At 58.8% G+C, this 26237-nt stretch carries 27 protein-coding genes and 1 other annotated feature; of the genes, 15 read left to right on the plus strand and 12 right to left on the minus strand.

Features of this window, described 5'->3' with window-relative positions; all coding sequences use genetic code 11:
• Positions 1–50 precede the first annotated feature (50 nt).
• Entirely contained in the window at positions 51–656 is a 606-nt protein-coding gene (locus I6G83_RS12215; RefSeq protein WP_054305429.1) for a LysE family translocator, read from the plus strand.
• 180 nt (positions 657–836) lie between these two features.
• Here the strand turns inward: I6G83_RS12215 and I6G83_RS12220 are convergent, their stop codons facing one another.
• Complete coding sequence (locus I6G83_RS12220) at positions 837–2111, minus strand: Glu/Leu/Phe/Val family dehydrogenase (RefSeq protein WP_015671212.1); 1275 nt, start codon at positions 2109–2111, stop codon at positions 837–839.
• 621 nt (positions 2112–2732) lie between these two features.
• Here I6G83_RS12220 and astA point away from each other — a divergent pair.
• The 4 genes from astA (at position 2733) to I6G83_RS12240 (ending at position 7290) form a co-directional block, all read left to right on the plus strand.
• The gene (gene astA, locus I6G83_RS12225) at positions 2733–3734 is read left to right on the plus strand and encodes an arginine N-succinyltransferase (RefSeq protein WP_232037742.1); all 1002 of its coding nucleotides are present in this window, start codon (positions 2733–2735) and stop codon (positions 3732–3734) included.
• A gap of 34 nt (positions 3735–3768) precedes the next feature.
• On the plus strand, positions 3769–5112 hold the full coding sequence (astB, locus tag I6G83_RS12230) for an N-succinylarginine dihydrolase (protein ID WP_054305466.1): 1344 nt from the start codon (positions 3769–3771) through the stop codon (positions 5110–5112).
• A 124-nt stretch (positions 5113–5236) separates the two neighbouring features.
• Positions 5237–6658, plus strand: coding sequence for an amino acid permease (locus tag I6G83_RS12235; RefSeq protein WP_054305428.1), 1422 nt, complete (start codon positions 5237–5239; stop codon positions 6656–6658).
• A 209-nt stretch (positions 6659–6867) separates the two neighbouring features.
• Positions 6868–7290, plus strand: a complete 423-nt coding sequence (locus I6G83_RS12240) for a putative T6SS immunity periplasmic lipoprotein (protein ID WP_015671216.1) — start codon at positions 6868–6870, stop codon at positions 7288–7290.
• 34 nt (positions 7291–7324) lie between these two features.
• Here the strand turns inward: I6G83_RS12240 and I6G83_RS12245 are convergent, their stop codons facing one another.
• Together I6G83_RS12245 and I6G83_RS12250 are read right to left on the minus strand one after the other, a co-directional pair.
• Positions 7325–8668 (minus strand): NCS2 family permease, encoded by a 1344-nt coding sequence (locus tag I6G83_RS12245; RefSeq protein ID WP_054305427.1) that lies wholly within the window; start codon positions 8666–8668, stop codon positions 7325–7327.
• 69 nt (positions 8669–8737) lie between these two features.
• Positions 8738–10525, minus strand: coding sequence for an adenine deaminase (locus tag I6G83_RS12250; RefSeq protein ID WP_054305426.1), 1788 nt, complete (start codon positions 10523–10525; stop codon positions 8738–8740).
• Between the two features lie 137 nt (positions 10526–10662).
• Between I6G83_RS12250 and I6G83_RS12255 the strand changes: the two genes are divergently transcribed.
• Entirely contained in the window at positions 10663–11595 is a 933-nt protein-coding gene (locus tag I6G83_RS12255; RefSeq protein WP_054305425.1) for a LysR family transcriptional regulator, read from the plus strand.
• 80 nt (positions 11596–11675) lie between these two features.
• Here I6G83_RS12255 and I6G83_RS12260 read toward each other — a convergent pair whose 3' ends face one another.
• From I6G83_RS12260 to I6G83_RS12270, 3 genes are all read right to left on the minus strand, one after another.
• A complete protein-coding gene (locus I6G83_RS12260) occupies positions 11676–11879 on the minus strand; it encodes an HHA domain-containing protein (RefSeq protein ID WP_015671220.1) in 204 nt (67 codons plus the stop codon).
• A 59-nt stretch (positions 11880–11938) separates the two neighbouring features.
• Positions 11939–12307, minus strand: coding sequence for an Hha toxicity modulator TomB (tomB, locus tag I6G83_RS12265; RefSeq protein ID WP_061324804.1), 369 nt, complete (start codon positions 12305–12307; stop codon positions 11939–11941).
• Between the two features lie 356 nt (positions 12308–12663).
• A complete protein-coding gene (locus I6G83_RS12270; protein WP_054305423.1) occupies positions 12664–13017 on the minus strand; it encodes a hypothetical protein in 354 nt (117 codons plus the stop codon).
• 164 nt (positions 13018–13181) lie between these two features.
• On the opposite strand from I6G83_RS12270, the gene I6G83_RS12275 reads away from it, so the two are divergent.
• The 4 genes from I6G83_RS12275 to I6G83_RS12290 are packed head-to-tail and all read left to right on the plus strand — an operon-like array spanning position 13182 to position 15786.
• Positions 13182–13331, plus strand: coding sequence for a hypothetical protein (locus I6G83_RS12275; RefSeq protein ID WP_156484024.1), 150 nt, complete (start codon positions 13182–13184; stop codon positions 13329–13331).
• Positions 13328–14032, plus strand: a complete 705-nt coding sequence (locus I6G83_RS12280) for a metal ABC transporter ATP-binding protein (protein WP_054305422.1) — start codon at positions 13328–13330, stop codon at positions 14030–14032. The genes I6G83_RS12275 and I6G83_RS12280 overlap by 4 nt, the downstream gene beginning before the upstream one ends.
• Positions 14029–14895 carry a metal ABC transporter permease gene (locus tag I6G83_RS12285; RefSeq protein ID WP_054305421.1) on the plus strand — a complete coding sequence of 289 codons (867 nt, stop codon included), beginning with the start codon at positions 14029–14031 and terminating at the stop codon, positions 14893–14895. Before I6G83_RS12280 ends, I6G83_RS12285 begins: the two co-directional genes overlap by 4 nt.
• 15 nt (positions 14896–14910) lie before the next feature.
• Positions 14911–15786 carry a metal ABC transporter substrate-binding protein gene (locus tag I6G83_RS12290; protein WP_054305420.1) on the plus strand — a complete coding sequence of 292 codons (876 nt, stop codon included), beginning with the start codon at positions 14911–14913 and terminating at the stop codon, positions 15784–15786.
• A 97-nt stretch (positions 15787–15883) separates the two neighbouring features.
• Here I6G83_RS12290 and ykgO read toward each other — a convergent pair whose 3' ends face one another.
• From ykgO to sdeX, 4 genes are all read right to left on the minus strand, one after another.
• The gene (ykgO, locus tag I6G83_RS12295) at positions 15884–16024 is read right to left on the minus strand and encodes a type B 50S ribosomal protein L36 (RefSeq protein WP_004940304.1); all 141 of its coding nucleotides are present in this window, start codon (positions 16022–16024) and stop codon (positions 15884–15886) included.
• A 9-nt stretch (positions 16025–16033) separates the two neighbouring features.
• Entirely contained in the window at positions 16034–16288 is a 255-nt protein-coding gene (locus I6G83_RS12300; protein ID WP_015671227.1) for a type B 50S ribosomal protein L31, read from the minus strand.
• A gap of 148 nt (positions 16289–16436) precedes the next feature.
• Positions 16437–19583 carry a multidrug efflux RND transporter permease subunit SdeY gene (gene sdeY / locus I6G83_RS12305; RefSeq protein ID WP_054305419.1) on the minus strand — a complete coding sequence of 1049 codons (3147 nt, stop codon included), beginning with the start codon at positions 19581–19583 and terminating at the stop codon, positions 16437–16439.
• Between the two features lie 17 nt (positions 19584–19600).
• Complete coding sequence (gene sdeX / locus I6G83_RS12310) at positions 19601–20785, minus strand: multidrug efflux RND transporter periplasmic adaptor subunit SdeX (RefSeq protein WP_054305418.1); 1185 nt, start codon at positions 20783–20785, stop codon at positions 19601–19603.
• 142 nt (positions 20786–20927) lie between these two features.
• On the opposite strand from sdeX, the gene acrR reads away from it, so the two are divergent.
• Both acrR and I6G83_RS12320 read left to right on the plus strand, forming a co-directional pair.
• Positions 20928–21590 (plus strand): multidrug efflux transporter transcriptional repressor AcrR, encoded by a 663-nt coding sequence (gene acrR, locus I6G83_RS12315; protein WP_054305417.1) that lies wholly within the window; start codon positions 20928–20930, stop codon positions 21588–21590.
• 40 nt (positions 21591–21630) lie between these two features.
• Complete coding sequence (locus tag I6G83_RS12320) at positions 21631–21984, plus strand: DsrE/DsrF/TusD sulfur relay family protein (RefSeq protein ID WP_015671231.1); 354 nt, start codon at positions 21631–21633, stop codon at positions 21982–21984.
• A gap of 8 nt (positions 21985–21992) precedes the next feature.
• On the opposite strand, the gene rsmS is transcribed toward I6G83_RS12320, so the two are convergent.
• Both rsmS and priC read right to left on the minus strand, forming a co-directional pair.
• Positions 21993–22169, minus strand: a complete 177-nt coding sequence (gene rsmS, locus I6G83_RS12325) for a pleiotropic regulatory protein RsmS (RefSeq protein ID WP_015671232.1) — start codon at positions 22167–22169, stop codon at positions 21993–21995.
• Between the two features lie 151 nt (positions 22170–22320).
• Positions 22321–22857: a primosomal replication protein PriC gene (gene priC, locus I6G83_RS12330; RefSeq protein ID WP_015671233.1), complete on the minus strand. Its 537-nt coding sequence runs from the start codon at positions 22855–22857 to the stop codon at positions 22321–22323.
• Between the two features lie 131 nt (positions 22858–22988).
• Between priC and I6G83_RS12335 the strand changes: the two genes are divergently transcribed.
• The 3 genes from I6G83_RS12335 (at position 22989) to dnaX (ending at position 26218) form a co-directional block, all read left to right on the plus strand.
• Positions 22989–23369 (plus strand): DUF454 family protein, encoded by a 381-nt coding sequence (locus I6G83_RS12335; protein WP_054305416.1) that lies wholly within the window; start codon positions 22989–22991, stop codon positions 23367–23369.
• 209 nt (positions 23370–23578) lie between these two features.
• Positions 23579–24130, plus strand: coding sequence for an adenine phosphoribosyltransferase (gene apt, locus I6G83_RS12340; RefSeq protein ID WP_015671235.1), 552 nt, complete (start codon positions 23579–23581; stop codon positions 24128–24130).
• Between the two features lie 147 nt (positions 24131–24277).
• Positions 24278–26218 (plus strand): DNA polymerase III subunit gamma/tau, encoded by a 1941-nt coding sequence (gene dnaX / locus I6G83_RS12345; RefSeq protein WP_054305415.1) that lies wholly within the window; start codon positions 24278–24280, stop codon positions 26216–26218.
• Positions 25551–25615 (plus strand) — a sequence feature (DnaX frameshifting element). It overlaps the preceding gene by 65 nt.
• Positions 26219–26237: the final 19 nt, after the last annotated feature.

Below are 26237 nucleotides of genomic sequence, written 5' to 3' on the forward strand. Positions count from 1 at the left end.
TATTCTGCCGGCTTGCCAAGCCGCAGGCGGTTACCTATTATCCTTCGTCTATGGACATTAACCTGCCTGGTTTTATCCCTGCGCTGCTACCCGTTGCGCTTTCTCCCGGCGCGAGTTTCACGCTGGCGATGAACGGCGCGCTGGCGGACGGGCGTCAGGGGCTGCTGCGCACGCTGCTGGGTACGGCGCTGGGCATCTACACCCATGCATTACTGATCGGCCTTGGCGTTACCGCCGTGCTGGTGGCTTCGCCGGCGGCGTTCGGCGTGCTGAGCATCGTCGGCAGCCTGTATCTGCTCTGGTTGGGGATTTCACTGATCCGCAGCGGCGTTGCCGCGCGGCGGCTGGCGCTGAACAGCGGCGGCACGCGCGTAACGCTAAAGAGCGCCTGGTTGCTCAACGTGCTGAACCCCAAAGCGATTATGTTTTATCTGACGGTGGTGTCGCAGTTCGCCGGGCAGCATGGCGATATCGGTAACTATTTACTGCTGGCTTCCGTACATATCGCCGTGATGTGCACCTGGCTGATTGCCGTCAGCTATGCGCTGGTGTTTTCCGCCAGAAAGGCCGATCCGCTGACGCTGAAAAAGTACATCAATATCGGCGGGGGAACGCTGTTGGTGCTGTTCTCCCTGAGTAGCCTGTTTCATCATTAACCTATTGGAAAAAGGACGGCGGATGAATATCCCTGCCGCTGGCGCTGGAAGCGTACCTGCAGCGTTGTCAGGCGCGGGAGGCTTATCAACGGGCCGTGATGCGTAATAATGGCTGAATGGCGGGCAACAAAAAAGGGCGCGATCCGCGCCCTTGTGTGACATCTGACGGCGTGGCGCCAATCAGCCCGGGTAAATACCGCGGTCCTTACGGGCCAGCAGGATACGTTCGCAGGCGACGATATAGGCGCTGGTGCGCAGGGAACAGTTCTTTTCTTCGGCTTTATCGCACACATGGGCGATGGCGTCGGTCATGATCTTGTCCATGCGCTGGTTGATTTCTTCTTCGCTCCAGAAGAAGCTGGCCATATCCTGCACCCACTCGAAGTAACTGACCGTTACCCCGCCGGCGTTACAGATAACGTCTGGCACCACCAGAATTCCGCGCTCGGCCAGCACGTCATCCGCTTCCGGATAAGTCGGGCCGTTCGCGCCTTCCAGGATCAGTTTGCAGCTGAGGTTCTCTGCCCGTTCACGGGTGATCTGTCCTTCCAGCGCCGCCGGGATCAGAATATCCATCTGCAGCGTCCAGAACTCCTCTTTGGCAATTTCCTGCGCGCCCGGGAAGCCGGCAATCTGCTTGCTCTCGGTTTGCCATACGGTCAGCTCGGTTAAATCGATGCCGGCTTCGTTGTACAGCGTGGCCGAGTGATCCTGCACGGCCACAACGCGTGCGCCTGCTTTCTCGAACAGGCGAGCCGCTTCGCTGCCTACGTTGCCGAAGCCCTGCAGCGCAATTTTGGCGCCTTCGATCTCAATGCCGGAACGCTTGGCGACTTCGCAGCCGGTAATAAATACGCCGCGGCCGGTGGCTTTTTCACGGCCGAGAGAACCGCCCAGGTGGATCGGCTTGCCGGTTACTACGCCGGTGATGGTGGTGCCGTGGTTCATGGAGTAGGTATCCATCATCCAAGCCATAACCTTGCCGTTGGTGCCGACGTCCGGAGCCGGAATATCTTTCTGCGGGCCGATAATCAGGCCGATTTCGCTGGTGTAACGGCGCGTCAGGCGTTCCAGTTCCCCTTCAGACAGCGAGAAAGGATCGACGCGGATGCCGCCTTTGGCGCCGCCGTACGGCAGGTTTAGGGCTGCGCACTTGATAGTCATCCAGGCGGAAAGCGCCATCACTTCGTTGAGATCCACATCGGGATGATAACGCACGCCGCCTTTACCCGGGCCGCGCGACAGGTTGTGCTGTACGCGGTAGCCCTCGAAATGTCGAATGGTGCCGTCATCCATTTGCAGTGGAATATCGACGATCAGTGCGCGCTTAGGGTGGCGCAGCGTTTCGATCCAATGGGCCAGGTCGCCCAGATGGGGCGCGACGCGGTCAATTTGGCGCAGATAGGTTACCCAAGGAGAGGTGGAGCTGTCGGAAGCGTAAGATAACTTTTCCATAATAGGCCTGTTTTACCAAAAATTATGTTGTGTAGACGTGGAAAGTTAGTGCAATAAGCGATACGCGCTTAACGTTAGCACTATTTTAAAAATATGCTATCACCTTGTAGAGAAAATAACTGCGTTTAAGCCATCCGACAGCACGATTAAGTGAATAAAAAGTCATATATATCGCCCATCATGTGCGCATATTCATTCACTTTGCGCGCTACTTAGTGAATAAGTTGTGAAATTATGCCTATTTTTCAGAATATTGAAGGTTATCAAAAAGTGAATAAATTGGTGTTTTTTCATATTGACTTTATTTCGTTAGCCGACACAGCATTAAGGTACGCAACCAAAAAGGTATTGGTAATGACCTGCTGACCGTCTGGTTTTTCCTGTTCCCTCTCCGTGGCGATGAAAATTGTCTTTCAGCGCAATGGGTTGGCGCGCATTAAAAAACGCATGCGGCGTTCCGTCTCTCCGGGATGCCGACGGTTTGACTGTGGGCATTCATCATGGAAAGGAGCGCGCTGCAATCGGGGTACGAAGACGCGGTTGGTGCTTGTTACCCGCTTTTTTTATTCCTGCCGGACGTGTCGCTACGTTCCGTCAGGTTGGTTTGGGAGCGCATTAGTGATTATTTTTCGACCCGTACGGGAAGACGACCTGAATGACATCATGCGGCTGGCATCACGCGCGGGCGTCGGGCTGACGTCGTTGCCCAACGACCGGGCGCGCTTGGCGGCGCGCATCCGCCGCAGTATCGATACCTTCGCCGGTAGGTTACCGCGTGCGCAGCAAGGGTTTCTGTTCGTTCTGGAAGACACCGAGGCCGCGCGCGTGGCGGGCGTCAGCGCGATTGAGGTCGCGGTGGGGCTGGATGAACCGTTCTACAATTTCCGCCTGCAGCGTACGGTGCGCGCCTCAAAAGAGTTGGGCGTTTATAAGAACATTGAGCTGCTCAATCTGAGCTATGACCATACCGGCCACAGCGAGCTTTGCACCCTGTTCCTCGATCCGGAATATCAAAAAAATCGTAATGGCCTGCTGCTGTCCAAGGCGCGTTTCCTGTTTATTTCAGCCTTCAGAAGCTGGTTCTCCTCCCATATTTTTGCCGAACTGCGCGGCCTGCTTGATGACAACGGCGGTTCTCCGTTCTGGGATGCGTTGGGCCACCATTTTTTTGCTATTCCTTTCGCCGAAGCAGACCGTCTCAGCGGCAGCGGAATGAAAACCTTCATTGCCGAACTGATGCCGTCCTACCCGATTTACGTCACTCTGCTGCCCGACAGCGCCAAAAAGGCCATCGGGCAGGTGCACGCGCAGACGGCGCCGGCCAGAGCCATCCTGGAAAAAGAGGGATTCCGCTGGGAAGGGTCGGTCGATATTTTTGATGCCGGCCCGGTGCTGGAGGCCGAAACCGATAAGCTCAAGGCGATTCGCCGCGCGCAGTGCATGCCGGCGCATCAGCTGACGCTCACACCGCAGTCGCCGGTGATTGTCGCCAACAACCAGTTTGCCCATTTCCGCGCGCTGCTGATCGCCGCGGAAGAGCCGCAGACGCTTGACCAGCCGCTGCTGGATGCGCTGCAAAGCGGCGAACGGGACCCGCTCCACGTGCTCACACTTAACCCTTAAGAAAGAGATACTTATGACCGAAAAAACGCAGCGGATGTCGGGCGCTGAAGCCAACTTTGACGGCCTGGTCGGGCCGACGCATCACTACGCCGGGCTTTCCGTCGGCAATGAGGCCTCGCAAAACAACCGCGACGGGCTGTCCAACCCGCGTCAGGCGGCGCTGCAGGGGCTGCATAAAATGAAAGCGCTGGCTGACCGGGGATATATTCAGGGCATTCTGCCGCCGCAGCCGCGGCCCAATGTCGCCGCGCTGCGCGCGCTGGGGTTCAGCGGGACGGATGTGCAGGTTGTGCAGCGCGCCGCTGCTGATGCGCCGCACCTGCTGTCGGCCTACGGGTCGGCCTCGTCGATGTGGACCGCCAACGCCGCGACGGTGTCCCCTTCCGCCGACAGCGCGGACGGCAAACTGCACTTCACCGTCGCCAATCTGAATAACAAGCTGCACCGCGCACAGGAAGCGCCGGTCACCTCGGCAATCCTGCGCGCGACCTTCGCCGATGAGCGTTTTTTCTGCCACCACGATGCCCTGCCGCAGCAGAGCGACTTCGGCGATGAGGGGGCGGCGAACCACAACCGGCTGTGTCAGGCTTATCACCAGCAGGGGCTGCAGCTGTTCGTTTACGGCCGTCGCGCTTTTGGCGGCGGACCGGCGCCGGCCAGGTATCCGGCCCGTCAGACGCTGGAGGCCAGCCAGGCGGTGGCGCGGCTGCATCGGCTCCGGCCGGAATATACGATCTATGCGCAGCAGAACCCGGCCGCCATCGACAGCGGGGTGTTTCATAACGATGTGATTGCGGTCAGCAACCGCAACGTGCTGTTTCATCACCAGCATGCGTTTTTGCACCAGCAGGCGCTGCTGGCGGAGCTGCGGGAAAAGGCCGATGCGCTGGAACTGCCATTTATCAACGTCGAAGTGCCGCAGGAGCGGGTCAGCCTGGACGATGCGGTGGCGTCATATCTGTTCAACAGCCAGCTGCTCAGCAAACCGGACGGGAAAATGCTGATTGTGGTGCCGGAAGAGTGCCGTCAGCGCGCCAACGTCTGGGAATACCTCTGCGAGCTGACGCGCGGCGGACGTTCGCCGATTGATGAGATCGCCGTTTTTGACCTGCGCGAGAGTATGCGCAACGGCGGTGGGCCGGCGTGCCTGCGCCTGCGGGTGGCGTTGAACGATGCCGAACTGGCCGTCGTCAATGCCGCCAGCCTGATGAATGAGGAGCGCTACCAGCGCCTGACGCAGTGGGTCGAAAAGCATTATCGCGACCGGCTGCACGCTCGCGACCTGGCCGATCCCCACCTGTTGTATGAGGTGCGGCAGGCGCTTGACGAGCTCACGCAAATTTTACGCCTTGGCTCCATCTATGATTTCCAGCGCTAGGGCGCCGGAAATGCATTGAGCGGTCGACGGCGTCACGCCGGGCTGACCGCGCTATCACCAACCTGTTTGCAGCTGCGCTCCGCCGCGCCGCATCTCGCTTTGCCAGATTGATGAAGGAATAGCCATGACACACCATACACCTGAAGGGCGGGCGACCTCTGCCCCGCAGAAACTGACGCGCGGCCTCGGTGAGCGTCATATCCAGATGATCGCGCTGGGCGGCGCGATTGGCACCGGCCTGTTTATGGGGGCGGGCAGAAATATTGCCATCTCCGGCACGTCGATCCTGATTATTTACGTACTGGTCGGTTTCTTTACCTATATGGTGATGCGGGCGATGGGGGAAGTGCTGCTGTCAAAGCTGGACTACCGCTCGTTTGCCGACTTTGTCGGTGATTACCTTGGCCCGCGCGCCAGCTTCTTTTTGGGCTGGACCTACTGGCTGAGCTGGGTGGTGACCTGCATTGCCGACGTGGTGGTGTGCGGCAGCTATATGCAGTATTGGTTTCCGGAAATGTCAGCCTGGATCCCGGCGTTATTCACCCTTGGCCTGCTGTGTCTGTTTAACCTGCTGTCGGTAAAAATGTTCGGCGAGGCGGAGTTCTGGTTTGCGTTGATCAAGGTGGTCACCATTATCGCGCTGATTCTGACCGGCGGCTGGATGATCGCCTCCGGCTGGACATCGCCGGATGGCGTGCAGGCCTCGCTGAGCCACATCACCGATCCGCAGGTGTTTATGCCGCATGGCATCAGCGGCTTTTTGGCGGGCTTTCAGATTGCGATATTCTCCTGCACCGGCATTGAGCTGCTGGGGACGATGACCGCGGAAACCAAAGATCCGCAGAAGATCCTGCCGCGTGCGATTAATTCGCTGCCGCTGCGGATCATTATTTTTTATCTGCTGTCGATGATCGTGATTATCGGCGTGACCTCATGGTCGGGGATTTCCCCCGACAGCAGCCCCTTTGTGACGCTGTTTGACAAAGCCGGCCTGCCGGCGGCGGCGGCGATGATCAATTTTGTCGCACTGACGTCGGCGATGTCGTCGGCGAACAGCGGCGTCTATTCCAGCACGCGCATGCTGTACGGCCTGTCGGTGGAAAAGCACGCCCACTGGCAGTTTCGCATCCTGTCGCGCACCACGCGCATTCCGGTGCGCAGCCTGATGTTCTCTTGTTTTTGTATGTTAAGCGGCACGCTGCTGCTGTTTCTGGTGCCCAACGTGATGACGCTGTTCACCATCGTTTCGACGCTGGCGGCGATTATGGTGGTTTACAGCTGGATGATGATACTGCTTGCCTATCTGGCGTACCGCAAACAATCCCCCGAGCTGCATGAGCGCTCGATCTTCAAGATGCCGGCGGGCGTGTTGATGAGCCGGCTGACGCTGCTGTTCTTTGCCTTTACCATCTTCATCATGCTGTTTGATCCCGATACCCGCAAGGCGCTGATCGCCACGCCGGTGTGGTTTATTATGCTGTGGATGTTCTGGCGTATAAAACAGAAGAAGGAAGCGCGCTACCTCGCGTTAGAACGCAGTCTGTAATACCTGATTGAAATAACAGGGCCGGCCGGCCCTGTTATCGTTAGCGCGGTGGGCGCTGTTGCCATCGTCTGAGACCATGCAAAAACGGTGTTTTAAAAACGCGTAATGCAATCAATTAACGATGAAACATAAAGCTTTTGCGGATTGACAGCGGCCGGGGGAAATCATCTGATAGCGGCACGTTTTTCTTTACCCAAAGGTAATTAGGGATGAAAAAATCTCTCTTGTGTCTGCTAGCCGTCGTGGTGTCCGGCTGCCAGCTGAACGATCCGCGGCCGCCGATGGAGCGGGCGACGGTCAGCGCCGTGGCGAATCAGGTATGCATCAGGGTGCAACCGGAAGGGGATGAAACGATCGGCGCTATCTATATTGAAGAGGTCGGCAACGTTAGCCGCAAGCTGGATCAGCGGTTTGGGGAAAACGGCAGCGAGCGGCCGGTTGTATCGGCGGACAACTGCGTGCCCACGGCAAACTATCTGTTTATACCGGACAGGGCGTATAACGTTGCCGTCGAACTCTATTCCGCCGATAAGGTAAAAAAACACATCACTCCTCACCGGCGTGATTTTTCCGTGCAGTTTTCCGTATGGCGGGATAACGGCGGCGTGCTGCAGGCGGCGGCGCAGTATTAAATCACGGCATCGGTCTGCACCGATGCCGCTGAGATTAATGCCTGACCAGCGTGGCAAAGTAGTAGATCAGCGGGATCGCCAGCAGGTACAGACCAGCCGGCACCTCGCGCCATTTCCCGGCAATCACCTTGATAATGATATAAAACAGCAGCCCGCCGGCGATCCCGGTGCCGAAGCTGTTGGCGATCAGGGTGATCATCACCATCATCAGCACCGGCAGCCCGTCGGTAAAGTTGGCTAAATCGACCTTGCGCAGCCCGCTGAACATATTCAGACCGATCAGGATCAGCGCCGGGGCGGTCGCCTCTTTCGGGATCATCAGCGCCACCGGGGTAAAGAGCAGCATCAGCAGGAACATCACGGCGGCGGCCAGCGAGGTCAGCCCGGTTTTGCCGCCGGCTTCGGCGGCGGCGGAAGATTCGATCAGCGCCGTTGCCGCCGGAATGCCGACCCAGGGGCCGAGCGCGGCGGCGATGGAATCCACCATAAAGGGGCGGTTAATCTGCGGCATATTGCCATGTTCGTCCAGTAAGCCGGCCTCGCCGCCGACCGCCAGCGTGGTGCCCATGGTGGAGAAAAACTCAGAGGCGAAAAAGACGAACAGGAACGGTAGGAAGGCGATGTTCAGCGCTCCCAGCATATCCACCTGCGCCCAGACCGGCGTCAACGCGTGCGGTGCGGCGATAAAATTGCCGGGCAGTTGGGTGACGCCGAACGGAATGCCGATCAGCGTGGCGAACAGGATCGCCCACAGGATGGCGCCGGGGATTTTCCTTGCCTGCAGGGCGATGGCTAAAAACAGCCCGGCCAGCGCCACCAGCGCGCCCGGCGCGGTGAAATCTCCCAGCATCAGGGCGTTGGATTTGGCGTTGGTCAGCACCAGCCCGGCGTTACGGAACCCCAGCACGGCGACAAACAGGCCGATCGACGCGGTCAGGCCCAGCTTTATCGACTGCGGCACCGAACGGGTGACCACTTCCCGCAGCCCGAACAGGGTCAGCGCAAAGAACAGGATGCCTGACCAGCAGGCGATCCCCAGCCCGATCTGCCAGCTGATGCCCTCGCTGCCGGCCAGCGTCACGCCGACCAGCACCGAACCGCCGATGCCCGGCCCGACGATAAACGGCAGGTTGCCGTAAAACGCCATCAGCAGCGTACCGGCGACAAAGACCAGGATCGTGCCGGTGGTCGCCGCGCCTTTATCCATACCGCCGACCGCCAGCAGGCCGGGGATCACCACCAGCAGATAGGCGGCGGCGAGAAAGCCGGTGACGCCCGCCAGACACTCCCTTTTGACCGTACTGCGCCGGGCGTGCAGTTGAAAACACCGTTGTAACCAGCTCCCTGGTGTTGGAGCATTCACTGAATTGTCGGCCATTTATGGCTCTCCTGTACTGTTACCCGCACCGTGGCGGCCGGGTATCTATCATCATTATTATGTTTATCTTCAGGCCGGGGTTTCCCAGCAGGCGATCAGCGGATCGACAATCTGCCGCGTGGTGCCGTCGGTCAGGCCGAGGTCGGTCAGGTGCGGCCCGGCGTTGCAGGCCAGACAGGTGCCCTCGATGGCTTTGAAGACCCGGTAAGGCGGTTCCCAGTCGGCAATCCGTGCGCTGAGGTCGCGCAGGTTTTTGAACTGCTGCGCCAGCTCGGCTGGCGGCAGGTCCGACAGCATGCCGGCGATCGGCATGGCGACTTGCGCCAGTATTTCGCCGTTCTGGCTGAGCGCCATGCCGCCGCCGCTGGCGATCAGCGCATCGGCCGCTACCGCCATATCCTGCGGATCGCGCCCCAGCACCACCAGATTGTGCGAATCGTGGGAATAGCTGGTGGCGATGGCGCCGCGCAGTTCTCCCCAGCCTTCCAGCAGCGCCAGCTGCGGCGCAGCCGGATGGCGGCCGTGGCGGTGCTGCACCCAGATCAGGCTGAAGCCGGCCGGCAGCTGCACCTGACCGTCGCGTACTTCTACCGTGGTTTCACCCCACTGGGTAAAGCGCGCGCCTTTGATATGGCGCAGCGTGGCCTGCCCGTGTTTGATGCCTGCCACCTTCAGGACAAACGCCTCCGGCGTCGGCGGCGGCAGGCGCAGGGTATCGCGCGGTACGCAAAGCTGCGGGTTGGCGGCCACCGGCGTCAGCATCTTGCCGTTCTGGGCGCTGCAGCGGCCGGAAACGTAGACCCGGCGGGCGCAGAGCTGTTCCAGGCTGTCGAACACCACCAGATCGGCGCGCCGTCCGGCCGCGATCAGCCCCAGATCGTTGCGTTGCAGGCGGATGGCGGCGTTAAGCGTGGCCATCCGCAGGGCGTCAGTGGCCGGCAGGCCGTGTGCGATCAGCAGATTCAGCAGGGCGATAACGCCGCCTTTTTCCAGCAGCATATCCGGCGGGACGTCGTCGGTGCAGACGGTAATCTGTGATGACAGATGGGGCAGGGTTTTCAGCGCCGCGACGATATCCGGCAGCAGATAAGGGTGAGAGCCGCGGATCTCCAGCGTCAGGCCGGCGCGCAGTTTTTCCAGCGCGTCATCGGCCGAGGTCAGCTCATGGTCAGAGGTCACGCCGGCGGCGAGGTACGCCTGCAGCTCCGCGCCGCTCAGGCCACGGGCATGGCCTTCAATCAGTTTGCCGCTGTTGAGGCCGGCGTTGAGGATCTCCACCATTCGTTCGCTGCCGTTAAGCACGCCGTGCATATCCATCACTTCGGCGACGCCGGCCACCTCCGGCCAGCCCAGCATGGTTTCCATCTCCTGCCCGGCGAAGTCCGCCCCGGACATCTCCAGGCCGGGGGTTGACGGCACGCTTGACGGTGCGGCGCAGATCACCCGCAGCGGCAGATCGCGGCTGGCGTCAATGGCGTAGCGCACGCCGGCGACGCCCAGCACGTTGGCCAGTTCGTGCGGATCCCAGAAGATGGTGGTGGTGCCTTGTGCGACAACGATTTCCGCGTAGCGCGCCGGCGGTAAATGGGAACTTTCAACGTGCACGTGGGTATCGATCAGCCCCGGGCTGAGATAGGCGCCGTTTAAATCCTGCGTGTCGTGAGCGGCGGAGAAGGCGCCGCAGGGGTGTACGCTGGCGATCAGGACGCCGACGATGCCGACATCGGCCGGACGGATTTCGCCGGTTGCCATATCGACGATGCGGGCGTTGGTCAGCAACAGATCGAACGGCGTTTTTCCCAGCGCGGCGGCAATGGCGCGCTGGCGGTCGTGGGCGCTGACGGAGGAAGCGGTCATGATAATTACCCTGCAAAATAACAGGGTTGTTACTCTAGGGGGCGGCGCTGAGTTTGCACAGATGATTTATTTTATCGCGTGATAAGAAACGTTTATGCTGTAGCAAACGTTTACCTGCAATGTGGCGGACTGTTGCGATGTTTGAACCCTGGCGCCGGCTTCCTGCGCTTTCCCTGAAACAGATTCAGTATTTTGTCACGCTGGCCAAGCTGCGGCACTTTACCGATACTGCTCACCGGCTGGCGATCAGCCAGCCGGCGCTGAGCAGCGCTTTACGCCAGACAGAGTCGGTGCTGGGCGGGCGGCTGGTTAATCGCACCGCGTCGGCGGTAACGCTGACCGAGCTGGGGGCGGCAATTTTGCCGCATGCCGAACGGCTGCTGAATGTGGCGCAGGCCACCTTTGACGATATGCAGAAAATCATGCAGGACGGCGGCGACGGGACGCTGCGTATTGGCCTGGTGCCGTCGGTGGGCAGCCTGCTGTTTCCTGCGGCGCCGCAGCTATTGGCGCAGCATTTTCCCCGTCTGCAGGTGGAATATCACGATCAAACCAACGATGCGTTGCTGACGCAGTTGCAGAATGGGCAAATTGATTTTGGTATCGGTGCCCTTGATCGCTCGGTGCCGGCAACGCTGGAGGTTTATCCGCTGCGGGAAGATCCGTTTGTCGCGGTGATGCGTCGCGACGATCCCCTGGCGGAATCCCATCATTTACCTTGGCGGCAGTTAATCGGCCGGGATATTGCGCTCTTTTCCAAAGGCAACGTCAGCCGCCTGGTCACGGCGCTGGCGGAAACCCAGCGGCTTAATGTCACCGCCCGTTATCAGGTCGATTTTCTGGAGACCCTATATGGGCTGGTGCGTTCGAAACTGGCGATCGCCATTTTGCCGCAGCTTTACACCACGCATTTGCATGATGATGAATTAACGGTCATCCATTTACAGCAGCCGCTACTGAGCCGCAGCGTCGCACTGATGCGCGCCAAACAGGGAATTCGTTCGCCGCTAATTGAAGCGTGCTTCCAATTATTCTTACAAAACTTTCAGGGGCAAAGCCGGGACGGTTAGAGAGGAAATAAGAAGATAGCCAGGGAGTATTTACCATTGAGGCCGACTGCGACATCGGCTCAACGCAGTTGAACGACTGATTATCTTACATATTTCCAAACAGACGTCGGGATTTTGTCATACAGCTTATTCATGGTGAGTTCAGCCAGACGGTGGTCGGCTGCGGAGTAAAACAGCTCGAGCTCATCGTCAGAGAGCGCGTACTTGTTTTTTTCAATCACTCTTTCAAGCGTATCGATAGTGGTGCATTTACGTAAACGCATCAGGTAGTCGGTTTTTGTCATGATAGCCTTATAGTTACTAATCTTATTTAAATTGTTAAATAGTTTGGGGTAATTATCCCCTAAGTTTTCATTTTCGTACAGCAAACCTCTCCTGAGAACATTCTGAATAGTCGCCGTTTAGTTTTTTGCCAACGACGCAGATCGGAATCGTTAATACCGTAGTTACTAAATAACGTATAGGTATCGTCGAGGTACTCTTCGACTAATTCTGAAAAGTCACTTTCGTCCATGTATTTTATTTTATAACTCATCACAAACGAAGCAATATGTTCGATCAGCTCATTCAGCTGCAGATTGACGGCCGAAGTCGGATCGTTAACCCAGCCGTGATGGCTGTCGCCCAACGTCGCAATGCCTTCATCGTACAGATTTTCACACAAGAATTTGAGTTGAGCAATATCATGCCGTTTCGGCGAGTACTCATCCATATCATCTCCTCCGCAAATCTTAATTTCTCGGTGACCGCACTTGGGTGAGTAGATGGATTGATGTCATTAACGGATACCGTTTATACCCGCGATACTTCAGGTTGCCGGTACGTTGGCTGCGCCTGAATCAGCGCATTGAGATTCCTTCCCTTACCGCCTTCCTGCAACGTGAATTATTTAGGGCGTATAAACTTTCCGTATAACCCCTTTATGCTTGAAAGCGTAACGCCGTTGCCTGGCATGAAACTCCGGCTTAACCCAGCGGCGGGATGATTTCCTCACGGCTGCGGCAATTATTCCGGATATTTTTAATATAAAACATTTCGCGGCGTTCGGCCTGTCATTATTACGTAAACTTACAATTCATCGGCAGGTGACGGAGGCGTGTTATCGATTATATCAAAAATTAATCCCTGTGGAAGCTGGGTGAATCTTACGCTGCCATTGACGGTTTCTTGCGTATTGATATCCAGACAGGCATTAAAAATGTGCCATTGGTAACGATAACTCATTGAATAGTCTGGGCCAGACACATTCTGAATATCAAGTATTTCTAATGAACCCTCAACATAACGCGCATTTTCAGAATAATAGCGCAGCTCGCTGGTAAGCAAGGGAGCCAGCTCCGCCCGTTTCTCATTAATGATGCTTTTTAATAGATCCGTTGACGCAGGCTGCGTTTTCAAGGGACAGGCCAGGGTGATATGCATAAAATTTTACCGTTTTACTCTGCTCTGTTTCCATTTTACGTCATTTTCAATACGCCGTTGGCATGCTTTGCGTGCTGTTTACCCACAGCGCAGGGGCGGGACATGACGGCTTGAGTTATCGTGATATATGTGATGTTATATTATAACATTAATGTGAGGTCGCCATGATGTCCCTGTACTCTCCTGAACGTAACCTGAAAACGGCGGCGAACATCAGCGTGTTCACCGTCTCGGCCGCTCGTCGTTGCCTGGCGGTGCTATTGCTGCTGGCGCTTTTGTGGCTGGCCATTGCCTGGGCGGTATCGCTGCCATGATCGCACTGCATCAGGCAACCGTCGGTTATGGCGGTGCGCCGCTGTTCCCGCCGTTAACCGGACGCTTTGCCACAGGCTCTCTGACGGCGGTGATCGGCGTGAACGGCGCCGGTAAATCCACGCTGTTGAAAACCATTGCCGGTCTGCTGCCGCTGCAGGGCGGCTCGCTGCAGTTTAGCCCCTATCCGCCGCCGGCGATCGCCTATTTGCCGCAGCAGCTTGAGCTTGACCGCCAGTTTCCTATCACCGTCGGCGATTTGGTCGCGATGGGCTGCTGGCGGCGGAGCGGTATCTTCGGGGCCATCACACGAGCGCAGCGGCAGCAGATTACGCAGGCGCTGGAGACGGTGGGCATGGCGTCGTTGGCGCGCAGGCCGCTGAATGCGTTATCGGGCGGGCAGCTGCAGCGGGCGCTGTTTGCCCGTTTGCTGGTGCAGCAGGCGCCGCTGATTCTGCTCGATGAACCTTTTACCGGGATTGATACCGCGACGACCGATCTGCTCTTGCAGGTGATTGGGCAACTGCACCGGCAGGGGAAAACGCTGATTGCCGTACTGCATGATATGGCGATGGTGGCCGGCCACTTTCCGCAGGCACTCATGCTGACGCCGCAGTACTGCCGCTGGGGGCGCGCGGAGGCGGTACTGGCGCCGGATCCTTCGGAGCATGCGGCAGCGTACCGGCTGGCGGTCGCACCATGATGCTATTTCATCTGCTGACGGATCCTTTTACCTCATTCGGTTTTATGCGCCGCGCGCTGGTTGCCTGTCTGGCGCTGTCGCTGAGCAGCGCGCCGTTGGGGGTCTTGCTGCTGCTGCGACGTATGAGCCTGGTGGGTGATGCATTATCCCATGCGGTGCTGCCGGGGGCGGCCATCGGCTATCTGATTTCCGGTATGTCGCTGGTGGCGATGGGGGCCGGCGGGTTTGTCGCCGGGCTGGCGGTAGCGATGCTGTCCGGCGTGGTCAGCCGTCGTACGCCATTAAAAGAAGACGCCAGCTTTGCCGGGTTTTACCTGGGCTCGCTGGCGCTGGGCGTCACCCTGGTGTCGCTGCGCGGCTCCAGCGTCGATCTGCTGCACGTGCTGTTCGGCTCGATACTGGCGATCGATGCGCAGGCGATGGTGATGGTGGGGGGGATCGCCAGCCTGTCGCTGCTGACGCTGGCCGCGCTGTATCGCGCGCTGGTGATCGAGGCCTTCGACGTTACCTTTCTGCGCGTCAGCGCGCCGCGCAGTCTGGCGCTGATCCACGGCGTATTTCTGGCGTTGGTGGTGCTCAATCTGGTGGCCGGTTTTCAGATCCTCGGCACGCTGATGTCGGTGGGGGTGATGATGCTGCCCGCCGCCAGCGCGCGTTTTTGGGCGCGTGACCTGCCGCAGACGCTGCTGGTTTCCATGGGGCTGGCGATGTTCGCCTCTTTGATCGGGCTGATCGGTTCCTACTATGCCTCGCTGCCGGCCGGGCCGTCGATCGTGCTGAGCGCCAGCCTGGTCTTTTTCGTTTCCGTATTGTTTGGCGCGCACGGCGGGATATTTTCCGTGGTGCGGCGTCGATTGGCGTAATGGCAAGGAGAAAATATGAAATCTTTATCAATCACTCTGACGGCGGCGCTGCTGGTCAGCCCGGCGGCGATGGCAAAAACCGTAGACGCCGTCGCCAGTTTTTCCGTCCTGGCGGATATCGTTAAGCAGGTAGGCGGTGAGCACGTTAACGTGGTGTCGCTGGTTGGGCCGAATGGCGATCCGCACGCGTTTCAACCGTCGCCGCAGGACAGCAAGGCGCTGAAGCAGGCTGACGTGGTGTTTGTCAGCGGCCTGGGGCTGGAGGGCTGGCTGGACCGGCTGGTCGGCGCATCGGGGTATCAGGGGCCGGTGGTGGTCGCCTCGCAGGGCATCGACACGCGTAGCATGGAGGAAGACGGGCAACAGATTACCGATCCGCACGCCTGGAACAGCATGAGGAACGGCGTACGCTACGCCACCAATGTGATGAATGCGCTGGTGGTTGCCGACCCGCAGGACGCCGACTATTTCCGTCAGCGGGGCAAAGCCTATGTGCAGCAGCTGCAACAGTTGGACAGCTGGGCAAAAAGTGAGTTTGCGGCGGTTGCGCCGCAGCGGCGTAAGGTACTGACCAGTCATGACGCCTTCGGCTATTTTGGCCAGGAGTATGGCGTGACTTTCCTTGCGCCGGTGGGTTTCTCCACCGAATCGGAGGCCAGCGCCAGCAAGGTTGCCGGTTTAATCGAACAAATCAAACGTGAAGGCGTACACAGCTACTTTATTGAGAACCAGACCGATCCTCGTCTGGTGAAGCAAATTGCGGCGGCCACCGGCGCCAAAGCCGGCGGTGAACTCTATCCGGAGGCGTTATCCGACGCGCGCGGGCCGGCTTCTTCCTATGTGAAAGCCTTCAAACATAATGTCAGCGCGATGATCGCCGGTATGAAATAACCTTTTTGCGCCCGTGCCAAACGGGGCCGGAGGGTTGCCGGTATAAAAAAGCCCCGCAAACGGCAGCGGGGCTTTGGCGACAGATGAGGCACTACGGTTAACGCTTTTTCTTACGTCCCTGCACCGCTTTAAAGCGCGGGTTGGACTTACAGATGACATAGATGCGGCCGCGGCGGCGCACGACTTTGCAATCCGGATGGCGATTCTTCGCCGAACGCAACGAACTTAAAACCTGCATATGGATCCCTTATTTACTGCCGATAAAACGGCCGAAGCGCTGTTGGAAACGGGCGGTGCTGCCTTCTTTCGAGAACTCTTTCTGCTTGCCGGTGTAATACGGGTGGGAGGCGGAAGAGACATCGATGGTGACGTAGGGCAGCGTTTCGCCTTCGAACTCCACGGTGCGATCGGTTTTGATGGTCGAACCGATTTTGAAGTAGCTGTTGGCGCTCAGATCGTGGAAGACCACCGGACGGTACTGCGGATGAATGTCGGGCTTCATGATAGACTCCTTGTGATATGTTATATCATAACAATTATTATGCGCCGCTTACCGCCGGCGATCAAGTGAAAAAAGAGGCGGGGAAGGGGGAGGGAACGTCGGGCGAAAAAAAGGCCGCTTGCGCGGCCTTGGTGTGAGCTAAATGCGATTAACGATGTTCAACCGGGTGGCTGTGCTCGATATCTTCAGACTTCTTGGAGAAGCGGCGGCGTACCACCACGAAGAAGACCGGAACGAAGAAGATGGCCAGCACGGTAGCGGTAATCATCCCGCCCATTACGCCGGTACCTACCGCGTTCTGCGCACCGGAACCTGCGCCGGAGCTGATGACCAGCGGCAGTACCCCGAGGATAAATGCCAGTGAGGTCATCAGGATTGGGCGCAGACGCATGCGTACCGCATCCAGCGTCGCCTCAATCAGGCCCTTGCCTTCTTTTTCCATCAGATCTTTGGCGAATTCGACGATTAATATCGCGTTCTTCGCCGATAGACCAATGGTTGTCAGCAGGCCTACCTGGAAGTAAACGTCGTTGTTCATGCCGCGCATCGTGGCCGCCAGCAGCGCACCGATAACCCCGAGCGGCAGTACCAGCATGACCGAGAACGGAATCGACCAGCTCTCATACAGCGCTGCCAGACACAGGAACACCACCAGAATCGAGATAGCGTACAGCGACGGCGCCTGGTTGCCGGACAGACGTTCCTGATAGGACATGCCGGTCCAGTCGTAACCTACGCCGCTTGGCAGTTTCGACGCCAGCTCTTCCATCAGACTCATGGCTTCACCGGTACTCTTGCCTGGCGCCGCCTGGCCGAGGATCTCCATGGACGGCAGACCGTTATAGCGCTCCAGACGCGGTGAACCGTATTCCCACTTGGCGCTGGAGAAGGCGGAGAACGGCACCATCTGACCGGATTCGCCGCGGACATACCAGTTGTTGATATCTTCCGGCAGCATGCGGTACGGTGCATCAGACTGTACGTATACCTTCTTCACACGACCGCGGTCGATGAAGTCGTTGACGTACGAGCCGCCCAGCGCGGTGGTCAGCGTGCTGTTGATGGTGGTCAGGCTGACGCCCAGCGCCTTGGCTTTCTCCTGGTCGACGGTCAGTTTGAACTGCGGCGTATCTTCCAGGCCGTTAGGACGCATACCCACCAGCACGTCCGGATGCTGTGCGGCCATGCCCAGCAGCTGGTTACGCGCTTCGGTCAGTTTTTCGTGGCCGAGGCCGCCCTGGTCAATCAGCTCGAAGTCGAAACCGGTCGCGGTGCCCAGCTCGATAATCGCCGGCAGGTTGAATGGAATCACCATCCCGTCTTTGATTTGCGAGAAGGCGGCCATCGCACGGCCGGCAATCGCCTCAACCTTGTTCTCACTGCCCGGACGTTCGTTCCAGTCTTTCAGGCTGACGAACGACAGACCGTTGTTCTGGCCGTTACCGTTAAAGCCGAAGCCAGCAACGGTAAACACGGACACCACGTTATCTTTCTCTTTGGTCAGGAAGTGGTTGGTCACCTCTTCCAGCACTTTCGACGTACGCGCTTCCGTCGCGCCGGCAGGCAACTGCACCATGGTCAGCAGAATGCCCTGGTCCTCATCCGGCAGGAATGAAGAAGGCAGACGCAGGAACAGGAACGCCATGCCCACGACGATCAGCAGGTAGATCAGCAGATAACGGCCGGTGCTGCGCAGAATGTTGGCCACGCTGTCGGTGTAGTGGTGCGTGCTCTTTTCGAACATGCGGTTGAACCAGCCGAAGAAGCCGGTTTTCACCCCGTGATCGCCTTTCGGGATCGGTTTGAGCATTGTGGCGCACAGCGCCGGCGTCAGGATCATCGCCACCAGTACCGACAGGGCCATCGCGGAAACGATGGTGATCGAGAACTGACGGTAGATGGCGCCGGTAGAGCCGCCGAAGAAGGCCATCGGGATAAATACCGCGGACAGCACCATGGCGATACCGACCAGCGCGCCCTGAATCTGCCCCATCGATTTTCTGGTGGCTTCTTTCGGCGGCAGTCCTTCCTCGGACATCACGCGCTCGACGTTTTCCACCACCACGATGGCGTCATCCACCAACAGGCCTATCGCCAGCACCATGCCGAACATCGTCAGGGTGTTTATCGAGAAGCCGAACGCCGCCAGGATGGCGAACGTACCCAGCAAGACGACCGGCACCGCGATGGTTGGAATCAGCGTGGCGCGGAAGTTCTGCAGGAACAGGTACATTACCAGGAACACCAGCACGATCGCTTCGAACAGCGTTTTCACCACCTCGTTAATGGAAATCTTAACGAACGGCGTGGTGTCATACGGGTAGACCACCTTCATCCCCTGCGGGAAGAACGGCTCCAGCTTGCCCAGCTCGGCTTTGACCGCCGCGGCGGTGTTCAGCGCGTTGGCGCCGGTGGCCAGTTTGATACCGAGACCGGCGGCCGGTTTGCCGTTGTAGCGTGCGGTCACGGCGTAGCTTTCAGCGCCGCGCTCAATGCGCGCCACGTCCCGCAGACGCACCTGTGAACCGTCGCTGTTCACCTTCAGCAGAATCTTGCCGAACTCTTCCGGCGTTTTCAGACGGGTCTGCGCGATGATGGAGGCGTTCAACTGCTGGCCCTCAACCGGTGGCAGGCCGCCCAGCTGCCCGGCGGCGATCTGGTTGTTCTGCTCGGTGATGGCGCTGGTAACGTCGGTCGTCGTCAGCTGGTAGTTGTTCAGCTTGTTCGGGTCCAGCCAGACGCGCATTGCATACTGGGCGCCGAACAGCTGCACTTCACCCACGCCGGAAGCACGGCTGATCGGGTCCTTGATGTTGGAGGCCACGTAGTCGGCAATATCATCCTGCGTCATGTTCGGATCGTCGGAAACGAAGCCGGCCACCATCAGGAAGCTGCTGCTGGATTTCTCTACTTTCAGGCCTTGTTGTTGGACTTCCTGCGGCAACAGCGGGGTTGCCAGCGACAGTTTGTTCTGGACCTGCACCTGCGCGATGTCAGGATCGGTGCCGGAATCAAACGTCAGCGTGATTTGCACGCTGCCGGAGGAGTCACTGGAGGAGGACATGTACATCAGGTTATCGATACCGTTCATATTCTGTTCGATAATCTGCGTGACGGTGTCCTGCACCGTGGTGGCATCCGCGCCAGGGTAGGTGGCGGAGATGGTTACCGCCGGCGGTGCGATAGTCGGATACTGCGCAACCGGCAGTTTCATTATCGCAAGCACCCCCGCCAACATCACGATGATGGCGATTACCCAGGCGAAAATGGGGCGATCTATAAAGAACTTAGCCATGTATTACCGGCTCCTTTTTATGACTTCTGCGCGTCAGCCTGCGGCTGTTTTTGCGCCTGAGTGTCAACTTCTTGTGCTTTTACCTGCATGCCTGGTCTGGTTGTCATCAGGCCGGTGACGATCACGCGGTCGCCGGATTTCAAACCGTCGGTAACCAGCCATTTGTCGCCGATGGCCTGGTCAGCCTGCAGAGTACGCATTTCAACTTTGTTGTCGGCGCCGACCACCAGCGCAGTCGCCTGGCCGCGCGGGTTGCGCGTCACGCCCTGTTGCGGCACCAGCAGCGCGTTGCTGCGTACGCCTTCATCCAGACGGGCGCGCACGAACATGCCGGGCAGCAGCTGGTCGTTCGGGTTAGGGAATACCGCACGGATGGTGATGGAACCGGTGGTTTCATCGACGGTGACGTCGGAGAACTCCAGGGTGCCTTCCTGCGCGTATTCTTTACCGTTTTCCAGCAGCAGCTTGACCTTCGCCTTGCCGTTTTCCTGTTTCAGGGTGCCGTTGGCCAGCTCCTGTTTCAGACGCAGAAAATCGTTGCTTGACTGGGTCACGTCGACGTACATCGGATCCAGCTGCTGTACGGTGGCCAGTGCGGTGCTCTGCCCGGCGGACACCAGCGCGCCTTCGGTGACGGAGGACTTGCCGATACGGCCGGAAATTGGCGAGGTCACCTTGGTGTAAGCCAGGTTGATGCGCGCCGTTTCCACTGCGGCCTTGGCGGCCAGCACTGCGGCATTGTTCTGCTGCAAGGTGGAGGTGGCGGTATCGTAATCTTGCTTACTGATGTAGTTGGTGCCCAGCAAGGGTTTGTAGCGGTTGACGGTTAAGCGTGCGATTTCCGCCGCGGCCTGCGCTTTGGCCAAATCGCCTTTGGCGCTGTTGTAGCTGGCCTGGTAGGTGGCAGGATCGATTTGATACAAAGATTCGCCGGCCTTGATATCGCTGCCTTCGACAAAGTTGCGCTTCAGGATGATGCCGCCGACCTGAGGACGAACTTCGGCGATGCGAAATGCAGCGGTGCGGCCCGGCAGGTCGGTCGTCATATTGAGAGGCTGCGCCTTCAAGGTAACCACGCCCACTTCGGGAGCCTGCTGAGCGCCTTGCTGTTGGGCTTCTTTATTGTCACATCCTGTAAGCGCTAAGCTGCCGGAAAGCATCAGAACTGCCGCCAGAGGCGTTAACCCTCTGTTTTTGTTCATAGAAAAACCTCAAGTGTCCGATTTCAAAATGATCAATGGATCACAAGCGCGCAAACCCATTGCTGCGTTAATTTTATGTGCGTGCTATGGTACATACATTCGCAAATGTATGTAAATCACGCTCCCCCGAAAAAACAATGCCATGGCACGAAAAACCAAACAGCAGGCGCAAGAAACCCGACAACAGATTCTCGACGCTGCAGTGCGAGAATTCTCCGAGCGAGGCGTTTCCGCTACTTCGCTCGCCGATATTGCAACGGCAGCCGGGGTGACGCGCGGTGCGATATACTGGCATTTCAAGAATAAGGTAGACCTGTTTAACGAAGTTTGGGAATTATCAGAGTCGAAAATAGGCGACCTCGAAATAGAGTATCAGGCAAAGTTTCCCGATAATCCACTGAGGATTTTACGGGAAATCCTTATCTATGTCCTGACGGCGACGGTGGACGACGTGCGCCGCCGCGCCCTGATGGAGATCCTTTTCCATAAATGTGAATTTGTCGGCGAAATGATGCAGCTGCATGACATTCACAAAGTTTTATACCTCGAAAGTTACGAGCATATTGAAAGCGTATTGCGCAACAGCATGCGTTGCGGCCAGCTGCCGGCCGATCTGCATACCCGGCGCGCGGCGGTTATTTTACGCGCTTACGTCACCGGTTTGATGGAAAACTGGCTGTTTATGCCGGAAACCTTCGATCTGAAGGGCGAAGCGGCGGCGCTGGTCGATGCGTTTATCGAAATGGTGCAGTATTGCCCGACGCTGCGCGTCAGCCAGTCCGAGCGGGCGGCGCTGACGCCCTGAGCGGGTACTTTTCGCAGAAATAGAGAACAAGGGGGCAGTGATGTCATCTATCGTATTAGTCGCCAGCGGCGCGGCCTATGGCCAGGAATCCCTGTTTAACGCGCTGCGTCTGGCGATCGCGCTGAAAGAGCAGCAGAGCGCGCTGGAACTGAAAATTTTTCTGATGTCTGATGCGGTGGTGGCCGGCATTGCCGGGCAGCAGCCGCATGAAGGCTACCATTTACAGCAGATGCTGGAAATTCTGACGGCGCAGCAGGTGCCGATCAGGCTGTGCAAGACCTGCGCGGATGCGCGCGGCGTCAGCCGCCTGACGCTGACCGACGGCGTGGAGATCGGCACGCTGGTGGAACTGGCGCAGTGGACGCTGGCCGCAGATAAAGTACTGACGTTTTAAGCGGCGACTCAGCTTTCCGGCAGATAGGGCGAGGTGACGCCGGCGCGCTGCAGTTTTTCCTGATAGTCCCGTTTGACAATATCCAGCGCCGCCAGCGCGGTGGCTGGATCGATCTCGTTACACTCCAGCAGGTAAATCAGGTCTACCGCCAGCTGCAGTTCCGGTGAAGCATTTTCTAGGGACATAAATCCAACGTTTAATTCAATGAGTAAGTTTATCCGGCACGCTAGCGCCTAATCGGTCGGAAAATAGCGGGAAGCGGCCCGCTAACCAGCACTGAGTATAGTGAAGGTCGCGCGGCGCCGGGCATTTTCCTTCAAATATTGTGACAAATATTCAAAAACCGTTTTCTTTACGCTCGATGCCGCGCTCAATGCGCGCCAGCGCCTGCCGGCAACGCATCAGGCGTCCCTCCAGCGCCGCCACTTCCTGCTGCAGCTTGCGTTGCGCCGCCAGCGTGCTCTGCGCGCCGAGTAAACTTTCCCGATCCTGAATCATGGCGATCAGGCGGCGCTCGTAATCCTGGTGCTCCGCCAGCTTGTGGTACAGATCTTCCTCTTTCGGCGCCCGGGGTTGGTTTTTGCGCCGCAGCGCCTGCGTGGCCAGTTCACGCTGCAGCGCGGCGATTTGCGCCACCAGCTTTTCCGCCAGAAACGCCACCTGCGGCGTACGGTTGTCGTTGACCGCATCTTTCAACTGGGCAAAGTTGTGTTGGATCTGCGCCAGATAGTCGCGCAGCCGCGTGCCCTGATGGCTGAACAGCGCGCTGTCGAAGCGGGCCTGCGGGATCGGTGCGTCGCCGTGCGGCGAAACCTCGCCGGCCAGTTGGGCGATCTGCTGTTCCAGAACCTGTATCAGTCGGTGTGTGCTCACGGTGGTGTGTCCTAACGGGCGTTATCGGTCTAACCGGTATACTACCTGAAAGCGGCGGCTGGAGGGGAATGTTACCGCGCCGGCCTGGTGCGGTGGTAAAGTGGGGGTCTGCATGGCGAAGAGGAAAAACGATGGCGCGTTGGCTGTTGATCGGAGTGGGCTGGCTGGCGGTGGTGCTGGCGACGCTCGGCGTGGTGCTGCCGCTGATGCCGACGACGCCGTTCCTGCTGCTGGCAGCCTGGTGTTTCGCGCGCTCTTCGCCGCGGTTTCACCACTGGCTGCTGTATCGCTCATGGTGCGGCGGCTATCTGCGCCACTGGCAGCAGCATAAGGCGCTGCCGCCCGGCGCCAAATGGAAGGCGATGCTGCTGAGCACGCTGACCTTCGCCGTGTCGATCTGGCTGGTGAAGATCGTCTGGCTGCGCGTGATGCTGTTGCTGATGCTGCTCGCGCTGCTGATTTTTATGTGGCGTCTGCCGGTTGTTGATCTGCCACAAGAAAAGCGGCGCTGAACGCCGTTTATGATAGACAGAATTGACGGGCGTCGGCCGGCCAAAAGTAAGGGACGGTTGCATTTGTGCGCCAGTTTGCATAAATTTGAGCGTTTTCGTGCGCGGGTTACCTCCTTATTATCCTTTTTTCAGGGCATCCTCCCTTCGAGGCGCCCCGGATTTCAGGCGTCCCGCGTTCCAGTTTTAAGCAGTTTTATCAGGCAATAATTATGACCGCTACTGCGCAGCAGCTTCAGTTTATTAAAGACAGTATCAAAACCATTCCGGATTACCCGAAGCCGGGCATACTGTTCCGTGACGTCACCAGCCTGTTGGAGAACCCACTGGCTTATGCTTCCAGCATCGAACTGCTGGTTGAGCGTTATCGCGATGCAGGCATCACCAAAGTGGTTGGTACCGAAGCGCGTGGTTTCCTGTTCGGCGCGCCGGTGGCGCTGGCCTTGGGCGTGGGCTTTGTGCCGGTGCGTAAACCGGGCAAGCTGCCGCGTGCGACGCTGAGCGAAAGCTATGAGCTGGAGTACGGCACCGACCAGCTGGAAATCCACACCGACGCCATCGAAGCCGGCGACGTCGTGCTGGTGGTGGACGATCTGCTGGCGACCGGCGGCACCATCGAGGCCACCGCCAAGCTGATCCGCCGCCTGGGCGGCGAAGTCAAAGACGCGGCATTCATCATCAACCTGCCGGACCTCGGCGGCGAAGCGCGGCTGAATACGCTGGGCATCGACTGCTACAGCCTGGTGAACTTCGCCGGCCACTGATTGACGGCGGTTGCCCGCCCGGCATGTTGCCCGCCGTCGTAGGCTTACGCGCGGCGGTCTGACGATGCAATGCGTATATCGGCCTCGCGGATTGACGCGGGGCTGTGTTAGCATGACCCTCCAGATTACTCGACTTCTCCGGTATTAATGAGCTATCAGGTTCTCGCCCGTAAGTGGCGCCCTCAAACGTTTGCAGATGTTGTCGGACAAGAGCATGTCCTGACGGCGCTGGCTAACGGCCTCTCGCTGGGGCGGATTCATCACGCCTATCTGTTCTCAGGCACGCGCGGCGTGGGTAAAACCACCATCGCCCGCCTGCTGGCCAAAGGCCTGAACTGTGAAACCGGCATCACCGCCACGCCGTGCGGCCAATGCGATAACTGCCGCGAGATTGAGCAGGGGCGTTTTGTCGACCTGATTGAAATCGACGCCGCCTCGCGCACCAAGGTGGAGGACACCCGCGATCTGCTGGATAACGTCCAGTACGCGCCGGCGCGCGGCCGCTTCAAGGTCTATCTGATCGATGAAGTGCATATGCTGTCGCGTCACAGCTTCAATGCGCTGCTGAAAACGCTGGAAGAGCCGCCGGAGCACGTCAAATTCCTGCTGGCGACCACCGATCCGCAAAAATTGCCGGTGACCATTCTGTCGCGCTGCCTGCAATTCCATCTGAAAGCCCTGGACGTCGAACAGATCCGCCTCCAGCTGGAGATGGTGCTGCAGGCCGAGAGCATCACCAGCGACGCGCGCGCGCTGCAGCTGCTGGCGCGCGCCGCCGACGGCAGCATGCGCGATGCCCTGAGCCTGACCGATCAGGCGATCGCCATGGGCCAGGGACAGGTTACCGCCGCCACCGTCAGCCAGATGCTCGGCACGCTGGACGACGAACAGCCGCTGGCGATCCTTGAGGCGCTGGTGACCGGCGACGGTGAAAAAGTGATGGCGCAGGTGGCGCAGGCCGCTTCGCGCGGCGTCGACTGGGAAAACCTGCTGGTGGAGACCCTGGCGCTGCTGCACCGCATCGCCATGGTGCAGCTGCTGCCGTCGGTGCTGGATAACCAGTACGCGGCGATCGAGCAGCGGCTGCGCGAGCTGGCCCGCACGCTGCCGCCGACCGACGTACAGCTGTATTACCAGACGCTGCTGATTGGCCGTAAAGAGCTGGCCTACGCGCCGGATCGCCGCATGGGCGTCGAAATGACGCTGCTGCGCGCGCTGGCGTTTCACCCCAAGGCGCTGATTCCGGAGCCGGTCGCCAGTGCGCCGGCGGCGGTACAGGCGCCGCAGGTTCAGCAGCAGCCACCTATGCAGGATGCGCCGCCGCCGTTGGGCAGCAGCGCGCCGCCGCCGCGCGCGGCGGGAACGTCATTACCGGATGCCACCGCGCAGTTATTGAAAGCGCGCACCCAGTTGCAGCGGCAACAGGGGGCATCCACCGCAAAAAAGAGTGAGCCGGCGGCGCCAGGAAGAGCGCGGCCGGCAAACTCAGCGCTGGAGCGATTAGCTTCCGTGACTGAGCGCAGCCAGCAGCGTCAGGCGGAAAAGATCGTGCAGCAAAAACCGGCCAAGCCGGAAGCTTACCGCTGGCGTGCGCAAACCGAACCGGAAGCCGCGCCCGAACCGGTCGCGACGCCGAAGGCGCTGCGCACCGCGCTGGAGCATGAAAAAACGCCCGAACTGTCGGCTAAACTGGTGGCAGAGTCGATCGAACGCGACGCCTGGGCGGCGGAGATCGACCAGCTTAAAATTCCCAAACTGGTGCAGCAGCTGGCGTTAAACGCCTTTAAAGAGCAGCCGGCGCCAGGAAAAATTTGTCTTCACCTGCGGCCGGCGCAGCGCCATCTGAATTCGCCTTCGGCGCAGAAGGCGCTCAGCGAGGCGCTCAGCGAGCTGCACGGCGGCCCGGTTGAGCTGACGGTGGTGGAAGACGAAAACCCGGCGGAGCGTACTCCGCTGGAATGGCGGCAAGCCATTTATGAAGAAAAACTGGCGCAGGCGCGCCAGTCGATCGTTGCGGACGCCAATATTCAGACGCTGCGTCGTTTCTTTGACGCGGAGCTGGATGAAGACAGCGTTCGCCCCCTTTAATCGCTGCGCACCCTGCGCG

Source organism: Serratia rubidaea, from assembly GCF_016026735.1.
GTDB classification, from domain to species: Bacteria; Pseudomonadota; Gammaproteobacteria; order Enterobacterales; family Enterobacteriaceae; genus Serratia_B; species Serratia_B rubidaea.

Coding starts and splice junctions, on each gene's coding strand:
- I6G83_RS12215 (WP_054305429.1), top strand. CDS start 51: ATGGACATTAACCTGCCTGGTTTTATCCCTGCGCTGCTACCCGTTGCG.
- I6G83_RS12220 (WP_015671212.1), bottom strand. CDS start 2,111: ATGGAAAAGTTATCTTACGCTTCCGACAGCTCCACCTCTCCTTGGGTA.
- astB (WP_054305466.1), top strand. CDS start 3,769: ATGTCGGGCGCTGAAGCCAACTTTGACGGCCTGGTCGGGCCGACGCAT.
- I6G83_RS12235 (WP_054305428.1), top strand. CDS start 5,237: ATGACACACCATACACCTGAAGGGCGGGCGACCTCTGCCCCGCAGAAA.
- I6G83_RS12240 (WP_015671216.1), top strand. CDS start 6,868: ATGAAAAAATCTCTCTTGTGTCTGCTAGCCGTCGTGGTGTCCGGCTGC.
- I6G83_RS12245 (WP_054305427.1), bottom strand. CDS start 8,668: ATGGCCGACAATTCAGTGAATGCTCCAACACCAGGGAGCTGGTTACAA.
- I6G83_RS12250 (WP_054305426.1), bottom strand. CDS start 10,525: ATGACCGCTTCCTCCGTCAGCGCCCACGACCGCCAGCGCGCCATTGCC.
- I6G83_RS12255 (WP_054305425.1), top strand. CDS start 10,663: ATGTTTGAACCCTGGCGCCGGCTTCCTGCGCTTTCCCTGAAACAGATT.
- I6G83_RS12260 (WP_015671220.1), bottom strand. CDS start 11,879: ATGACAAAAACCGACTACCTGATGCGTTTACGTAAATGCACCACTATC.
- tomB (WP_061324804.1), bottom strand. CDS start 12,307: ATGGATGAGTACTCGCCGAAACGGCATGATATTGCTCAACTCAAATTC.
- I6G83_RS12270 (WP_054305423.1), bottom strand. CDS start 13,017: ATGCATATCACCCTGGCCTGTCCCTTGAAAACGCAGCCTGCGTCAACG.
- I6G83_RS12275 (WP_156484024.1), top strand. CDS start 13,182: ATGATGTCCCTGTACTCTCCTGAACGTAACCTGAAAACGGCGGCGAAC.
- I6G83_RS12280 (WP_054305422.1), top strand. CDS start 13,328: ATGATCGCACTGCATCAGGCAACCGTCGGTTATGGCGGTGCGCCGCTG.
- I6G83_RS12285 (WP_054305421.1), top strand. CDS start 14,029: ATGATGCTATTTCATCTGCTGACGGATCCTTTTACCTCATTCGGTTTT.
- I6G83_RS12290 (WP_054305420.1), top strand. CDS start 14,911: ATGAAATCTTTATCAATCACTCTGACGGCGGCGCTGCTGGTCAGCCCG.
- ykgO (WP_004940304.1), bottom strand. CDS start 16,024: ATGCAGGTTTTAAGTTCGTTGCGTTCGGCGAAGAATCGCCATCCGGAT.
- I6G83_RS12300 (WP_015671227.1), bottom strand. CDS start 16,288: ATGAAGCCCGACATTCATCCGCAGTACCGTCCGGTGGTCTTCCACGAT.
- sdeY (WP_054305419.1), bottom strand. CDS start 19,583: ATGGCTAAGTTCTTTATAGATCGCCCCATTTTCGCCTGGGTAATCGCC.
- sdeX (WP_054305418.1), bottom strand. CDS start 20,785: ATGAACAAAAACAGAGGGTTAACGCCTCTGGCGGCAGTTCTGATGCTT.
- acrR (WP_054305417.1), top strand. CDS start 20,928: ATGGCACGAAAAACCAAACAGCAGGCGCAAGAAACCCGACAACAGATT.
- I6G83_RS12320 (WP_015671231.1), top strand. CDS start 21,631: ATGTCATCTATCGTATTAGTCGCCAGCGGCGCGGCCTATGGCCAGGAA.
- rsmS (WP_015671232.1), bottom strand. CDS start 22,169: ATGTCCCTAGAAAATGCTTCACCGGAACTGCAGCTGGCGGTAGACCTG.
- I6G83_RS12335 (WP_054305416.1), top strand. CDS start 22,989: ATGGCGCGTTGGCTGTTGATCGGAGTGGGCTGGCTGGCGGTGGTGCTG.
- apt (WP_015671235.1), top strand. CDS start 23,579: ATGACCGCTACTGCGCAGCAGCTTCAGTTTATTAAAGACAGTATCAAA.
- dnaX (WP_054305415.1), top strand. CDS start 24,278: ATGAGCTATCAGGTTCTCGCCCGTAAGTGGCGCCCTCAAACGTTTGCA.